The 14,291-nt window shown below is 65.8% G+C and carries 20 protein-coding genes; 10 read left to right on the forward strand and 10 right to left on the reverse strand.

From position 1 onward, the window contains the following. Positions 1–62: 62 nt before the first annotated feature. Positions 63–1,268, reverse strand: coding sequence for a glycosyltransferase family 9 protein (locus DBR10_RS07120; RefSeq protein ID WP_108504844.1), 1,206 nt, complete (start codon positions 1,266–1,268; stop codon positions 63–65). Between the two features lie 109 nt (positions 1,269–1,377). Between DBR10_RS07120 and ygfZ the strand changes: the two genes are divergently transcribed. The 3 genes from ygfZ (at position 1,378) to DBR10_RS07135 (ending at position 3,829) form a co-directional block, all read left to right on the forward strand. After that, positions 1,378–2,187, forward strand: coding sequence for a CAF17-like 4Fe-4S cluster assembly/insertion protein YgfZ (ygfZ, locus tag DBR10_RS07125; protein ID WP_108489979.1), 810 nt, complete (start codon positions 1,378–1,380; stop codon positions 2,185–2,187). 84 nt (positions 2,188–2,271) lie between these two features. Then, positions 2,272–3,162: an alpha/beta fold hydrolase gene (locus DBR10_RS07130; RefSeq protein ID WP_108504843.1), complete on the forward strand. Its 891-nt coding sequence runs from the start codon at positions 2,272–2,274 to the stop codon at positions 3,160–3,162. 73 nt (positions 3,163–3,235) lie between these two features. Beyond that, complete coding sequence (locus DBR10_RS07135; RefSeq protein ID WP_108504842.1) at positions 3,236–3,829, forward strand: DNA-3-methyladenine glycosylase I; 594 nt, start codon at positions 3,236–3,238, stop codon at positions 3,827–3,829. A gap of 7 nt (positions 3,830–3,836) precedes the next feature. Here DBR10_RS07135 and DBR10_RS07140 read toward each other — a convergent pair whose 3' ends face one another. Together DBR10_RS07140 and thiE are read right to left on the reverse strand one after the other, a co-directional pair. After that, entirely contained in the window at positions 3,837–4,247 is a 411-nt protein-coding gene (locus tag DBR10_RS07140; RefSeq protein WP_233243309.1) for a hypothetical protein, read from the reverse strand. Positions 4,248–4,316: 69 nt separating this feature from the next. Beyond that, positions 4,317–4,967, reverse strand: coding sequence for a thiamine phosphate synthase (thiE, locus tag DBR10_RS07145; RefSeq protein WP_108504841.1), 651 nt, complete (start codon positions 4,965–4,967; stop codon positions 4,317–4,319). Between the two features lie 140 nt (positions 4,968–5,107). Between thiE and DBR10_RS07150 the strand changes: the two genes are divergently transcribed. After that, positions 5,108–5,293: a (2Fe-2S)-binding protein gene (locus DBR10_RS07150; RefSeq protein ID WP_108504840.1), complete on the forward strand. Its 186-nt coding sequence runs from the start codon at positions 5,108–5,110 to the stop codon at positions 5,291–5,293. Between the two features lie 122 nt (positions 5,294–5,415). Further along, on the forward strand, positions 5,416–5,901 hold the full coding sequence (gene bfr, locus DBR10_RS07155; protein ID WP_108504839.1) for a bacterioferritin: 486 nt from the start codon (positions 5,416–5,418) through the stop codon (positions 5,899–5,901). Positions 5,902–5,905: 4 nt separating this feature from the next. Here the strand turns inward: bfr and DBR10_RS19285 are convergent, their stop codons facing one another. Next, a complete protein-coding gene (locus tag DBR10_RS19285; RefSeq protein WP_108504838.1) occupies positions 5,906–7,720 on the reverse strand; it encodes a methyl-accepting chemotaxis protein in 1,815 nt (604 codons plus the stop codon). 138 nt (positions 7,721–7,858) lie between these two features. Between DBR10_RS19285 and DBR10_RS07165 the strand changes: the two genes are divergently transcribed. From DBR10_RS07165 to DBR10_RS07175, 3 genes are all read left to right on the forward strand, one after another. Further along, positions 7,859–8,311 carry a helix-turn-helix domain-containing protein gene (locus tag DBR10_RS07165; protein ID WP_108504837.1) on the forward strand — a complete coding sequence of 151 codons (453 nt, stop codon included), beginning with the start codon at positions 7,859–7,861 and terminating at the stop codon, positions 8,309–8,311. A gap of 152 nt (positions 8,312–8,463) precedes the next feature. Then, entirely contained in the window at positions 8,464–9,039 is a 576-nt protein-coding gene (locus tag DBR10_RS07170) for a tryptophan-rich sensory protein (protein WP_108504836.1), read from the forward strand. 119 nt (positions 9,040–9,158) lie between these two features. After that, positions 9,159–9,794, forward strand: a complete 636-nt coding sequence (locus DBR10_RS07175) for a DUF2799 domain-containing protein (protein ID WP_108504835.1) — start codon at positions 9,159–9,161, stop codon at positions 9,792–9,794. 30 nt (positions 9,795–9,824) lie between these two features. On the opposite strand, the gene DBR10_RS07180 is transcribed toward DBR10_RS07175, so the two are convergent. The 6 genes from DBR10_RS07180 to DBR10_RS07205 form a co-directional block, all read right to left on the reverse strand. Next, positions 9,825–10,223: a hypothetical protein gene (locus DBR10_RS07180; RefSeq protein WP_108490327.1), complete on the reverse strand. Its 399-nt coding sequence runs from the start codon at positions 10,221–10,223 to the stop codon at positions 9,825–9,827. 26 nt (positions 10,224–10,249) lie between these two features. Continuing rightward, the gene (locus tag DBR10_RS07185; protein WP_108490326.1) at positions 10,250–10,738 is read right to left on the reverse strand and encodes a response regulator; all 489 of its coding nucleotides are present in this window, start codon (positions 10,736–10,738) and stop codon (positions 10,250–10,252) included. Positions 10,739–10,867: 129 nt separating this feature from the next. Further along, the gene (locus DBR10_RS07190; protein WP_108504834.1) at positions 10,868–11,311 is read right to left on the reverse strand and encodes a DoxX family protein; all 444 of its coding nucleotides are present in this window, start codon (positions 11,309–11,311) and stop codon (positions 10,868–10,870) included. Beyond that, positions 11,308–12,075 carry an HvfC/BufC N-terminal domain-containing protein gene (locus DBR10_RS07195; RefSeq protein WP_108504833.1) on the reverse strand — a complete coding sequence of 256 codons (768 nt, stop codon included), beginning with the start codon at positions 12,073–12,075 and terminating at the stop codon, positions 11,308–11,310. The genes DBR10_RS07190 and DBR10_RS07195 overlap by 4 nt, the downstream gene beginning before the upstream one ends. Beyond that, positions 12,068–12,898 (reverse strand): MNIO family bufferin maturase, encoded by an 831-nt coding sequence (gene bufB, locus DBR10_RS07200; RefSeq protein WP_108504832.1) that lies wholly within the window; start codon positions 12,896–12,898, stop codon positions 12,068–12,070. The genes DBR10_RS07195 and bufB overlap by 8 nt, the downstream gene beginning before the upstream one ends. Before the next feature lie 74 nt (positions 12,899–12,972). Further along, positions 12,973–13,251 (reverse strand): BufA1 family periplasmic bufferin-type metallophore, encoded by a 279-nt coding sequence (locus tag DBR10_RS07205; RefSeq protein WP_108504831.1) that lies wholly within the window; start codon positions 13,249–13,251, stop codon positions 12,973–12,975. A 184-nt stretch (positions 13,252–13,435) separates the two neighbouring features. Between DBR10_RS07205 and DBR10_RS07210 the strand changes: the two genes are divergently transcribed. Beyond that, on the forward strand, positions 13,436–13,975 hold the full coding sequence (locus tag DBR10_RS07210; protein ID WP_108504830.1) for a sigma-70 family RNA polymerase sigma factor: 540 nt from the start codon (positions 13,436–13,438) through the stop codon (positions 13,973–13,975). Continuing rightward, positions 13,962–14,291: NrsF family protein (locus tag DBR10_RS19790; protein ID WP_233243310.1), on the forward strand; the 330-nt coding region annotated here is incomplete at its 3' end. The genes DBR10_RS07210 and DBR10_RS19790, both read left to right, overlap by 14 nt.

A 14,291-nucleotide genomic window follows, 5' to 3' on the forward strand; every position in this document is an offset into this window, starting at 1 on the left:
GTCGCGAACTCGCCCTCGTAGGTCTGGACCGGCTATGCCGCTTTAAAGCTCTCCCGACCAGACTAGCTCCGGTCGTCGCTTTGACTGACGTCGCCAACAGGGTCCAGTGGAGATGCGGTTGAGCGCGCGGTGGTTTCGGGATCAGCCAGGGCTTCCGGTTCGGAGGTGTCCCTTTCAGAGTCGATGTCCGGCCTTGCGGTGGGAAGGATGATCTCCGGCCCTGCGGCTTCGGCGTCAGTTTCGCCTGCGGGCACTGCTTCTGGCAGGGGAGGCGCTGCCAGGGCTATACGCACGTCTGCCAGCAAGCTCTTGGCCGCCCTGACCACGGTCGTCACAGGCAGGTCGCTCATGTGGCGAATGGCCTGCGAGAAGTCGGGATCGACCTCCCGGAACTGTTCCAGTGAGCGCGGGCCGCGCACGGCGCGGGTCAGAGGACCCCAAGGGGCGTAACGTCGCTCGTCCGAGGGGCCGAACAGGCCGACCGTCGGGGTGCCGGCAGCGGCGGCGATGTGCATCAGGCCGCTGTCATTGCCGATGAACAGGTCGGCGCGCTTCAGACAGGCATAGGCGGTCAGCAGATCAACCTTGCCTGTGAGGTCGATGCAACGGCCGCGCGCGCTGGCCATGCGGAGCTCCTCGACCATGCGGCTGTCGCCCGGGCCGCCCAGAATCAGCAGACGGCCGCCGGCCATCGGGCCGTCAGGCCCCAAAAGCTGACCGGCCGTCTGGGCGAAACGCTCGATCGGCCAGACCTTGCCGACCCAGTTGGCGGCCGGGCCCATGGCCAGTAGCGGACCGGCGGTCTCGCCCTTCTTCGGGGCCAGCATCTGGTCAGCCAGGGCCTGGACCTCGGGCGTGATATAGAGGTGCGGCGAAGGCGGATCGCCGTCCAGCTGCAACACCCGCGCCGCCTCGATGACCTTGTGGGTGATCTCGCCCGGCGTCTTCTTCCAGATGGCCCGGCGATCGCGTCGCAGGAAATAGGCCGTGGCGCTGCCGCGCAGGTCGACAACCAGGCCCCATTTCTGATGCCGTACCTGGTTCCACAGCCGGAACCAGTGACCCTTGCCCTTGCCCTTCTCCATGACAATGACCCGTTCAAGTCCGGGTACATGGGCAAACAGGGGCGCGGCGAGGGGGCCGGCTACGATGGTGAAGCGCGCGTTGGGGATTTCGTCGGCCAGCATATGGATCAGGCCGGACGAGAGCACGGCATCGCCGATCCGCGTGGCGGTGATGAAAAGAATCGGGAAGGCCCGCTGTGTCATCCGTCCTTGTATAGGGCAGGTGTCCGGTCGGCGCATCCCACGATGACTGCTCAAGTTTCCGTAAACTTCCCCTCTGGCGCGACACGCTGTCGCACGCCACATGTAACGCATGAGCCAGACCCAGTTCGCCCCGCTGAAAAGTCGCGCCGTGATCACCGTCGGCGGGCCCGACTGGCGGTCCTTCCTGCAGGGCCTGATCACCCAGGACGTTGAGACCCTGGCGGTGGGCGAGCTGCGCCTGGGTGCGATCCTCACGCCCCAGGGGCGGCTGCTCTATGACCTGTTCATCGCCGGGATCGAGGGCGGGGCCTTGCTCGATGTCGAGGCGGCGCATCGCGAGGCCATCCTGGCGCGGCTGACCATGTATCGGCTGCGGGCCAAGGTTGACCTGGCCATCAGCGACCTGTCGGTCACCGCTGCCTTTCCCGCAGGAGAGGCGCTCAAGATCAGCGAGGGCTTTTTGCGCGATCCCCGCCTCCCGGCGCTGGGTGCGCGGGCTTATGGCCTGGTGGATGTTACGACCGCCGACGAAGACGCCTATGACGCGCATCGTCTGGCGCTGGGCGTGCCGGGCCCGTCGGACTGGCTCAGCGACAAGACCTATCCGATCGAAGCCGATTTCGATCTGCTGAACGGCATCGACTTCAAGAAGGGCTGCTTTGTCGGCCAGGAAACCACCAGCCGCATGAAGCGGCGCGGCACGATCAAGAACCGCATGCTGCCGGTCACCTTCGATGGTCGGCCGCCGCCCTTCGGATCCGAGATCCTGACGGGTGAGCTTCGGGCCGGCGAGGTGCTGTCGGGCCGCGACGGCCGCGCCATGGCGATGCTGCGGCTGGACCGGATCGAGGGCGCGGCACTGACGGTCGAGGGCCGGCCGGTCGCCGTTGAACGGCCGGACTGGCTGGACGTTTCTTAGGCATTGCCAAGGCCTCAAAGTTCAATGTACTTTGATAAACAAAGTCGATGATCGGATCGACGGGCTTTGGGGACACTTCTGCGCATGAACCGACGTCAGATTCTGGGTTACGGGGCGGGCCTGGCCGCCCTGATCACCGCCGGTCCCGTCTTTGCCGCCGCCGCGCCGGAGGCCGAACGCTTCACCGTTGAGACACGGGGCAAGGGTCGGGACGTCATCCTGATTCCGGGTCTGTCGTCCTCGCGCGCCATCTGGGAGCCGACGGCCAAGGCGCTGGAAGGCCGATATCGCGTTCACCTCGTGCAGGTGGCCGGCTTTGCCGGCGCGCCGGTGGCCGGCAATGCCGCAGGTGCCGTGGTCGCCGGCGTCACCGAGGGTCTGGCCGGTTATATCCAGGCCAAGGGCCTGAAGGCCCCGGCCGTGATCGGCCACTCGATGGGGGGAACGATCGGCATGGAACTGGCCGCCCGTCATCCGGACCGGGTCGGTCGGCTGATGGTGGTCGACATGTTCCCCAAGCTGGCCGTGGCCTTCTTCGGCCCGACCGTGACGGCGGAGCAGATCGCCAAGAACGCCGCAATGATCCGCGACGGCATGGTCAACACCTCCGCCGAGCAGGCCGCCGCCCAGCAGCGCCAGACCATTGCCGGCATGGTCAAGACCGAAAGCGCCCGCGAGGCCATCACCCAGCAGGCCCTGGCCAGCGATCGCGACGTCTCGGGCCGGGCCATGGAAGAACTGCTGCTGACCGACCTAACGCCGGAGCTGGGCAGGATCACGGCCCCGACTACCGTGCTGCACGCCTTCGACAAGGCCGGCCCCTTCCCGGCCGCGACCGTGGATGGCTGGTACGCCGGTGCCTATGCTCCGCTGAAGGGGGCCAAGCTGATCCGTATTGATGACACAGCCCACTTCATCATGGTCGATCAGCCGGACAGGTTCCAGGCCGAGGTCGAGGCGTTCCTGAAGGGCTAGGGCAGGCTCCGGAGAGGGCCATGTTCACGAAAAGTTCTGGAAATCGCCGCGCTTTTCAGTCAAGCTTGCGGTCATGAACGAGATCCAACGTTGCACCTGGCGGGGCATGGCGGGTGACCCCGTCTATGAGGCCTATCACGACACCGAATGGGGCGTGCCGGAGTACGACTCGCGCGCGCTGTGGGAAAAGCTGGTGCTGGACGGTTTCCAGGCCGGCCTGTCGTGGATCACCATCCTGCGCAAGCGCGACGGCTTCCGGGCAGCCTTTGCCGATTTCGATCCCGAGAAAGTCGCCCGCTTCGACGAGGCCGACCGCGCCCGGCTGATGGCCGATGCCGGCATCATCCGCTCGAACGGCAAGATCGACGCGGCCATCAACGGGGCGCGGATCTATCTGGACATGCGCGAGCGCGGCGAGGATTTCGCCACCCTGCTCTGGGACATGGTCGGCGGCGCACCCATCCAGAATCAGTGGGAGGTGGGCGCCCAGGTCCCGGCCCAGACGCCGCTTGCCGTCGACATGGCCAAGGCCCTGAAGGCCCGGGGCTTCAAGTTCTGCGGCCCGGTGATCGTCTATGCCTTCATGCAGGCCACCGGCTTCGTCAACGACCACCTGACAACCTGTTTCAGGCACGAAGCCTGCCGGGCCATGGCGGCGAGGGCTTAGAGACAGCTCAGGGCAGATCGACCTTGGGCAGACTGTCGCGGGTCTCGCAGGCCAGCTTCCCGGCCCCGCCGACCGCACCGCTGATGTCCTCGATCTTCTCCTCGTTGCGCCAGTTCCTGCCGAGGCCCTTGTCGCCGGTGAAGTCCATGCCCAGGTCCATCCAGCGATTGGCGGCACAGTCCAGGGCGAAGATCATGATTGGGCCCTTGCTGGCGGGCCACCCCCTGTAGGGGCCGTTGGGCTTGCCTTCGGCGATACGCAAAACTACCAGGCCGGACTTGGTGTCCATCCGCAGGAAGTCCGCGTCATAGAAGGTCTTGGCTTCGCCCGGGGCGGGCTTCCAGTCTTCGGCCCGGACGGCAGACGCCGTCGCTAAGGCCGCTACGCTAAGCACACACAGCACGAGTCGATGGATCATCGCGTCGCCTCCCGTCTCTTATCGTTAGGGCGACGCTATGCCCGTCCCGACGGGCTCGCAACAGGCGACTTAGCCTGCCCGGGCGGCCAGGCCTGAGGCGATGGCGGCATTCAGTTCGGCCACCGCCGCGTCGGGTCCCTGCGGATGGGCCCAGACCCCGGCCGAGACGGCGATGAAGTCGGCACCGGCCGTCACCAGGGGTGCAGCGTTGGCGGACGTGATTCCGCCGATGGCAACCGACGGGATCTCCATCGTCTCCTGCCAGATCGACAGGATCTCCGGATCGGCGGTGGTCGGGGCATCCTTGGTCGTGGTCGGGAAGAAGGCCCCGAAGGCCACATAGTCGGCTCCGGCCTCTGCGGCCTCCATGGCGAGGTGGCGGCTGTCATGGCAGGTGACGCCGATCATCCGGTCCTTGCCCATCAGCTTGCGGGCCGCCGCGCAGGCCATGTCGCCCTGGCCGACATGGACGCCGTCGCAGTCGAGGCGGGCGGCGAGATCGGGGCGGTCATTGAGGATCAGCGCCACGTCACGCGCTCGCGCAACGGGGGCCAGGGCGGTGACAGCGGCGGCGATGGCGTCATCGGACACGTCCTTGAGCCGAACCTGCAGCGCCGCCACATCACCGCCCGCGAGGGCGCGGCTCAGGGTGGCGACGAAGGCGTCGAGGTCGCCCAGGACCGGCGGGGTGATCAGATAGAGACGGCATTCGAGTGTCATGACCCCGGCCTTACGCCAATTTCCCGATCTGCCCAAGCGGGGGCGATCCCGTCCGCGCTAACCATAATGAGAGTCAGTTGCAAAAGGTGCCGACTTCGGGTTAGATGCGAATGACACTCATTCATTGAGGGCGTGACCTCGTGTACGTCTGTAACTGCAACGGTATCCGCGAGCGCGAGGTTCGTGCGGCCATCGAGGCCGGTGCCCGCCGGCCGGCCGATGTCTTCCGCCACAAGGGCTGTCAGGCCCAGTGCGCCAAGTGCGTGTGCGAGATGCGCGAGATGATCATCGAGCGTCGCCAGGCCCTGGCCTACGCGGCAGAGTAGCTGTCGCTCCCACGGAGCGATCCGGTTTTCCGCGCCTGTAGTGCCAGGCCGCTGACATTGCGGTTGAAGCGATCACGGCCTTGCCGCACGGTCGGGCGACTCAGTTTTCCAGGAGGCGCGCCATGAAAGGCGATCCGGGTATCGTTCGGCTGCTGAATGCGGTGCTCACCAACGAGCTGACCGCCGTGAACCAGTATTTCCTTCATGCGCGGATGTACGACAACTGGGGCTTCAAGCGGCTCGGCAAGATCACTTATGACGAGTCGATCGGCGAGATGAAGCACGCCGACAAGCTGATCAACCGCATCCTGTTCCTGGAAGGCCTGCCCAACCTGCAGGACCTGCACAAGTTGAAGATCGGCGAGACGGTGCCGGAATGCCTGGGCAGCGACCTTGCCGTTGAGCTGGGCGGACGCGAAGCCCTTATTCCGGGCATCATCCAGTGCGAGCAGGCGCGCGACTTCGTCAGCCGTGAACTGCTGCGCGAGATCCTCAGCGATACCGAGTCGCATATCGACTTCCTCGAAATGCAGATCGGTCTGGTCAAGTCGCTGGGCGAGCAGAACTACCTGCAGAGCGCCATGGGCGAACTGCCGGCCGGAGCGTGACCGCTCAGGCGGCTGCCCGTCCCGGCCGGTTCTGATTTGTCAGGGTGAACTGGCCGACCAGTTGAGCCAGGCGACCGGCCTCGCTCTTCAGTGAGTGAGCGGCGGCGGTCGTTTCTTCAACCATGGCCGCATTCTGCTGGGTCATCTGATCCATATGGTTGACGGCAGTATTGACCTCGTTGAGGCCTGTGGACTGTTCCTGGGCCGAGGCCGAGATGTCTGATACCAGGGCGGCGATCTCGTTGACCCGCTCGAGGATGCTACCGAGCGCATGGCCGGTCTGGCCGACCAGGCCCACGCCTTCGCTGACCTTGCCGGAGGCCGCACCGATCAGGATCTTGATCTCCTTGGCCGCGTCGGCCGAGCGTTGGGCCAGGGCCCGGACTTCCTGGGCGACGACGGCGAAGCCGCGACCGGCCTCACCGGCCCGGGCCGCTTCAACCCCGGCGTTCAAGGCCAGAAGATTGGTCTGGAAGGCGATTTCGTCAATGACGCCGATGATCTGGCTGATCTGGGCCGAGGAGGTCTCGATCTCGCCGACGGCGCGTACCGCCTTGCCGACGGCGGTCTCGGTGGCCTGGGCCTGACGCCGGGTGTCGGCCACGATTTCGTTGGCCTTGCGCGCGCCCTCGGCGGTCTGGCGCACGGTACTGGTGATCTCGTCCAGGGCAGCAGCGGTTTCTTCCAGGCTGGCGGCCTGCTGCTCGGTCCGGCGTGACAGGTCGTCCGCAGCCTGGGCGATCTGGATCGCACCAGCCCCGACGCCACCGGACGACTGCTCGATGAGGCCGAGCGTGCGGGTCAATTTTTCAGCGGCCCCGTTGAAGTCGCCGCGCAGGCGCTCGTATTCCGGCGCGAAGGCGGACTCCAGACGGAAGGCCACGTCGCCTGATGACAGGTGGTCCAGGGCTTCGGCCAGGCTGCGCATGGCGTGATCACGCTTCTGCTCGGCTGTCCGCCGTTCGGCTTCGTTGGATTCCCGTTCGGCTTCGGTTTCCCACCGTGCCGCTTCCTGTGCTTCGCGCAGGGTGCGGCGTTCAAGCACGCCTTCGCGGAACACGGCGACCGACTTGGCCATCTCGCCCAGTTCGTCATGGCGGCCAGCAAACGGAACCGCCTTCTCGTAGTCGCCAGCGGCCAGATTGCCCATATAGCGGGTGATGGCCTCGATCGGCCGGACCACGGAGCGGCGCAGCATGAACATGCCGCCGCCGATGACCATGCCCAGCAAACCACAGACAATGGCCATCAGGCTGAGTTGCGTGACCTCCTTCGCCTGGGCTTCGGCCTCGATCGTGGCATTGTCGGCGGCGATCAGGGGAACGATTTTCTCGATCGCGGCGCGGTGGGTCTCGAAGGCCACCGTCATGCGCTGTTCCTGCGTTGCGGCGGTGGCCAGGTCGCCGCTCTCCATCGCGGCCAGCATGGCCTCGGCCGAACTCCAGAAGATCTTGGCCTGGGTGTCGGACTCGCCCAGCAGCACCGATTTCACCTCGGGATCAAAATCGATTGCTCGCCAGAACGCTGCCCGCGTCTCATATTCGGCGTGATGCTTTTCCAGTTCGGCGCGGGCATACTTGATGTCGGCTGTGGCTCCCTTGGCGAAGGCGAGCTTGGCGTCCAGATAGCCATCGATCACATAGAGGGGGGGCGGCAGGATATCGGCGGTCAGATCCTTGCCGGAGACGATCTTGCCGTAAAGCGGGCCGCCGATGCGGACAGTCTGTATCGCTGACCAGGAGACGGCAGCCAGCACGAGAAGGCCGCCGGCCAGCAGGGTACCAAAAAGATTCATGGCACCGGACAACCGCAAACGCATTTCTACTCCCCACCCTATGCAAGAGCAGATAGCTTGCGCCGAGAAGTATCAACGGCAGTTTAACCAGTCCGATGCCGACTGCCCAAATTGGGCAGGCTATGTCTTGAGAATGTTGATGAACTCGCAACTTAAAAGCGCATGAAGCGTCGGAAAACGCCTTTCATTGCGCGACACCACCTGAATCTTGGTGCCGACTACGCCCTAAGGCTGATCCGGGTGTTCACGGATCTGTTCGACGGCGATGTCGGGCTGGCTCTGGTGTTCATTGCCGCAGCCCAGGCGGGCACGGAACACCTTCGTCAGAGTGCTGATTATCTGGAAAGTTTTGCGGGCGAATTCTTCCCCGACGACTTGCGTCGCCCGATCAGCGTTTCAGCCCTGGCCCGGTCCCTGGGCCTGCCTGTCGAAACCACCCGCCGGCACGTGGTCAAGCTGGCGGCAGGGGGCTATGTGCGGCGCACAACCAACGGCGGCGTGATCATCACCTCGGACATTCTGGTTCGCGACGATATCCAGAAGGTCGCCGGCCTCAACGCCAGCAACATGGAACGCCTGATCGACGGCCTCATGCGAGCACCGAAGGGTCGGTAACCCCAAAGGGACCTGCCGGATTCGGCTGGCCTGGCCATTGATCTGCATGGCGTGGCTGGCAAGAATGTCACCACTTTGCGCTTGTTCACAGGTGAGCCGGAACCAAGGCCACCTGGATCGGTTTGAAGCCTGACGTCCAATGGAGTCCAGCCATGTCCCTGCTAAACGGCAGACAGCGTGCCCCGGCAAAGCCCGGTCGGGAGGCTTTCGAAGCCGACGACTGTGCGGAACTGCATCCCGCCAGCCAGATTGCTCTGGGGGTCCTGCTGGCCGGTGGAGCCATTCTGGCCTCCATGGCCATGGGTCGGCGCCATGAGGCCCTCCTGGATGATGCCATGTACGCGGCGGATTTCGCCGAGATGCATGAGCCGGTTGCGCATCAGCCCAAACCGCTGACCAGCCTCATCCTGCCGCCCCTGTTCATCGCCATGACCCTGTCGGGCCTGAGGACGTGGAACGCGCCCGCCAGTCCGGCCCGGACCCGCGCCCTGACGCTTTGGAGCCTGACCCAGGGTTTCAACGCACTCTGGCTGGGACTGGGAGCTCGCCGTCTTGGCGGACAGGCCGCTGCCGCCACCGCCTCGCTCGCAGCCTCAACGGCCTATGCGGTCGAGGCGGGCAGGGTGGGCGGTGGAAAGGGCCCGGACCTGGGCTGGCTGGGTGTGGCCAATGCGCTCACCGCCCAACTCTGGAGGCGACCCCCTGGACCGGCCCAGACCCTTCACTAGTCCCGTCGTTCGGGGTTCCAGAGGGGCCTGCGGGCCTTTTCGGCGCTCCAGGCCATGTTCATCGACCATTCAGGCGGCCAAGGCTTAGCTCCAGGCAAGGTTCTGGAGGGTTTTCTGTGATGCGGTCGTTCCTGTTGATTCCTCTTGTCGCCGGCGGCCTTGCCCTGGCGGGCTGCGCCACCATCAGCCAGGAGGCCTGCCTGCAGGGCGACTGGACCGGCATCGGATTCAAGGATGGTCAGGCCGGCTATCCGCAGAGTCGTCTGGACGACCATGCCAAGGCTTGTGCCAAGAGCGGTGTGTCGCCTGACCCCGCGCCCTATTTCGCCGCGAGGGCCCAGGGCCTGAGGCTCTACTGCACGCCGGACCGGGGATTTCAGGAAGGTCGCCTGGGTCACAGCTATGCCGGGGTTTGCCCTGAGCCTGCGGCCGGCGACTTCGTTGTGGCCTATGCTGACGGCCGCCTGCTCCATGATGCCGAGTCCCGGTTGCGGCAGGCAGAGTCGGATCGGGCGAGCGCGGACCGCCGCGCCGAAAAGCGGGATCGCGAGGCGCGCGGCGTCGAGGACGAGTTGCGTAATCCAGCGCTGAACGATGAGCAGAAGCGGGAACTGCGCGACCGTCTGAACCGGCTGCGTAGCGAACGGCGTGACGCCATTGAGGACGGTCGACGGGCCGACTGGGCCATGCGTGACGCCGAGCGTGAGGTCAGCACCCTCGAGTACCGGTTCCGGCCCATCTATCGCGGCTGGTGACGCCAGTCGCGTCCCGACCGGGAGGGTCGACTAGCCAAGCCCCTGGACCTTGCGGGCGGCGAGTCGATCCAGGCCGGCCAGCAGTTGGGCGATGTCCTGGGTCCCGGCCCTGGTCCGGATCAAGCGCAGGGCGGCGATGTGCACGTCAATGGTGGTCTGTTCCCAGGCCCGCGAGACGACCATGCCGCGCACCGTCTCGCAGAGGCGCTTGGCGGCATGGGTCACACCGTCTTCACCAAACATGCCTGCAAGCGCGGCTATACTGTCAGCGAGCCGTTCGATTTCTTCATGGGGCGCTGATGCCGCACCTTCTGCAAGATCGGCAATGGCCTTGTCGACCAGGGCCAGGGCGGTCTCCCGGTAGGCTTCCAGATTTGCATCTGCCGCTGCGAGCGCCTGGGCCGGGTTAATGCCGTCAGGCCGACCCATGAACGGGGTCAGACGACTTGCCGCACTCATTGCAGAAGGGCCGAGGCTGCGGCGGCGAGGGGATCGCGCACGGGTGTCTCACCCGGAGCTTCCTTGGTCGTACCGGTGCTCCAGAGGATGCGATCCAGCAGGGTGGCCGGCGAGAAGGGCTTGGCGACCACATAGTTGGCTCCGACATCCCTTGCCTTCTGGATCAGTTCGCGGGGCGTATGACCGGTCATGATGATGACGACCCTCGGCGCTGATCCGGGGGCCTGTCGCGCCCTCAGGTCCTGGATCAGGGTCAGCCCGTCGTCAGCCCGGGGGAAGGGATCCACCAGAATGAGGTCCGCTTCGTGGGACTGGGCGAAAGTCTTGCTTTCGCTCAGTCGGTTGCAGCGATGGAACTTCCGGAAGCCGAAACCGGAGAGCATCTGGGTGGCGATGTCCATGAAGCCGTTGTTCTCATCGACGATGAGAACGCTGGCCTCGCCAAAGTTGAACGACTGGTCCGTCTCGATACACAAGTCCGCCATTTCAGAGCGCCTCGATCCGTTGAACGTCGGTATCGGACGCTCCCACGCGCACGATAAGACAAGTTTAACGTGAGTTGTTCGCTTCTGTTATCGCGTGAGACGTATTGTCGCAGAACGACGGTTTCAGCCTCAGGGAATCTTCAGCATGCGGTCGAGGCTGAAACGGCCACCGCCCTTGGCGAGGATCAGCAGCAGCAGTCCGGCCCAGGATAGATGGGTGCTCCAGGCGTCAGGATAGACGAAGATCTCGATGACCAGGGTCATGCCCAGGAAGGCCAGGGCGGATAGCCGGGTGAACAGGCCGAGGACGAGCAGGACCGAGAAGAGGTGCTCGCTGTAGGTGGCCAGATGGGCGGCTATGTCCGACGGGACCAGCGGCAGGGCATACTCGTCGGCAAATAGAGAATAGGTGCTGTCGGTGATGTGCAGCAGGCCGTCGACCTTGGTGCGCCCAGACAGGAAGAATACCCCTGCCACGCCGAGACGGGCCACGAGACTGAGCACGTCGTCGGTAAGAACCTTTCCCGAGACATCGGCGAGGCGAGCGAAGGGTTTCAGGAGCAGGGCGGTCATGTCGGGGTTCCGTTGTCGAGTGGCCTGAACACACCGTCGGCGATCAGGGTGGCGAAGAGGGTTTGCAGGTCGGCTGCCGGATCGGCCTCCGCAGCAAGGCCTATGGCCTCTGCGAGCGGCAGTCCGGCCCGACAGGCGGTGAGGAAGGCGGCATCGGCCGGTCCGATCACGCGGAACGCGACCGAGCTCCCGGGGCGGCAAAGCAGCAGGCCTTCGGGAGAGCCGGAAAGCTCAAGGGATTCGCTGCCGCGTCGGGCGGCGACCCAGAGGCTGGGCAGCCCAGCCTCGAAGACGGCGACTCTTACGGCGGGATGCAGGGTCACCCGGGTACCGGCGAGATCTTCAGGCGACAGGGCGGTGAAGGCACCTGCCACCAGCACAGGAGCCTCGGCTTCAAACAGGGCCTCGGTCCAGAGGCGATCCAGATGGGCCACGCCGGCCAGATAGGGCAGGTCGTGAGCCGGCGGGAAGCGATCCAGCCAGGCGGGGAAATCCTCACCATAGTCCAGCAGCGCCGCCTGGGTCGGCGGCACCTCACGGGCAAAACGGGCGGCGGCGGCCCGGAACCAGTCCTCGCCGACCAGGCTGAGGACCGTCGGGAAATTGGCGGCGAGCGCGTCAACGCAGCCCCGGGCGATGGTGTTGCGGTAGACGGTCAGCCCCGCCAGGCCATCGGGTTCTTGGGCAAGCCACGGCGACAGTCTCGAGCCATCGCCCGCCATGGCCGCGACAAAGGCGTCCTGGAAATCCAGCAGCTCAGACATGGATCGCCTCGCAGGCCATGAGTAACGCCTGGGCACGATTGCGCTCGACCATCAGTACGCTGAAGGCCGGAATGGAGTCGTCCCGTTCGATCAGGGTCGGACGGGGCCCAATGCGGTCGATCAGGCGCTGGTACAGCGCCCAGACCGGTTCGGCCACGGGGGCGGCATGGGTGTCGATCAGCAGGCCGGATCCGCCGTCATCGGGGCTGTGGCCGGCCAGATGGATCTCTCCGATCGCCCGGGCGGGCAGGGCGTCCAGATAGGCCTCGGCCGCATAGCCGAGGTTGAAAGCGCTGATATGGACATTGTTGACGTCGACCAGCAGGCCGCATCCGGTCCGCGCGACAAGGGCGGCCAGGAAGTCGGTCTCGTCGAATGCGTGACCGGTCAGCGGCAAGTAGAGCGAGGGATTCTCGATCAGGACGGTACGGCCCAGGGCGTCCTGCATCCGGGCGATATTGCCGGCAATGCGGTCGAGGGCGGTGCGGGTGCGGGGGAAGGGCAGGAGGTCTGGCTGGTGAAGACCCCGATGGGTCGACCAGGCCAGATGTTCTGACACCACGAACGGCTCGAAGCGGTCGACCAATCCCTTCAGGGCGTCCAGATGGGTGGGGTCAGGATCAGTATCGGCCGCCAGGGACAGGCCGACGCCGTGCAGGGATAGCGGACGCCGTTCCCGTACAGCCGTCAGGGCGGCCAGCCGGGGCCCGCCGGCCGACATGTAGTTCTCGGGGTGCACTTCGAACCAGAGACCGGCGGCCGACTCGGCCAGGGCCTCTGCGAGATGATCGAGTTTCAGGCCGAGGCCGGCGGTCGGAGACATGGGGCGTTCCTGGGATCAGTGACATCCCGGCCCGGTGCCGCAAGGCACCTGACCGGGATGGCCGAGCAGATGAATTACATCGTCTTCGGCGTCAGCGAGCCCATGCCCTTGGGGGTCTTGACGGTGACGCAGCTGCCCTTGGCGACGTGCTTCCAGGCATCGCCCTGGTAGTCGACCTTCGAAGTGCCGGCGCACGAGGTGCCTGCGCCGGCCTTGCAGTCATTCTGGCCGGCCTTGGAGATGCCGTAGCACTTTTCCATCTCGGCCTTCTTGCCGTGCATGTCGTCAGCGAGGGCGGCACCGGCCGAAAGGGCGAAGATGGCGGCGAGGGCGGCGGAAGCGGTGCGGTTCATGGTGTGGCTCCTTGGGTGTGTCTGGCGACCGGCCCGCTCGGCTCGGTCAGGGGGGAATACGGGCCGCCGCAGGCAAAGGTTACATCGGTCGCCGAACAAAATTTTCGCTGCGGTACCGGTGAAGGTTCCGACGCACGGGCGGGCCGTGTAACCTTTGTCGGCTGACGCGCGAATAGGGGGCTGCGTGACGGACACCGAGACCCGCATGAAGGCGCTGATGCTGCGCGGCCTGGAGGGCGATGCCCCGGCCTACCGCGAGTGTCTGGCTCTGCTCGGAGTCCGGTTGCGCGCCTATTTCGCGCGCCGGATGTCCGGCGCGCCTGGAGATGTGGAGGATCTTGTGCAGGAGACGCTACTGGCCGTGCATATCAAGCGGGCGACCTGGGATACCACCCAGCCGTTCACCGCATGGGCGCATGCCGTGGCGAGGTACAAGCTCATCGACCACTGGCGACGCTGCAAGATTCGTCAGACCCTGCCGATCGAGGATCACGAGGCGTTTCTGGCGGCCGAGGAACATGATCCCGGCGTCGGTCTGGAACTGGATCGCGCCCTCGCCAGCCTGCCCGACCGTCAGCGGATCCTCGTCAGCGACGTAAAGCTGGCAGGCCTGAGTCTCGCCGAGGCCGGGGCCCGGGCGGGGATTTCCGAGGGGGCGGCCAAGGTCGCCCTGCACCGGGCGCTTAAGCTGCTGGCGGAAAGGATGCGCCATGCAGACCGATGACCTGATTGCGACCCTCGCCGCTGATGCAGGACGGGCACCTGGTCAAACGCCTCCGCAACGCCTCGCCCTGCTGGTGCCGGTCGGCGTGGTTGTCGCCCTGGCCGGCGTCCTGGTCTGGCTGAAGATCCGTCCGGATCTCGCCCAGGCGGCCTCGGGCGGCTTTTTCTGGATCAAGGCCGCCTATACGGCGGCCCTCGGCCTGGGCGGCTATCTGGCCGCCGAGCGCCTGTCGCGACCGGCCGCATCGCCTCGCCGCGGCCTGATCCTCGGCGGCGCGGTCCTGGGCCTGTTCCTGCTGGCGGGGCTGGTTCAGCTG

This window comes from Caulobacter sp. HMWF025, assembly GCF_003060965.1.
Lineage (GTDB): Bacteria > Pseudomonadota > Alphaproteobacteria > Caulobacterales > Caulobacteraceae > Caulobacter.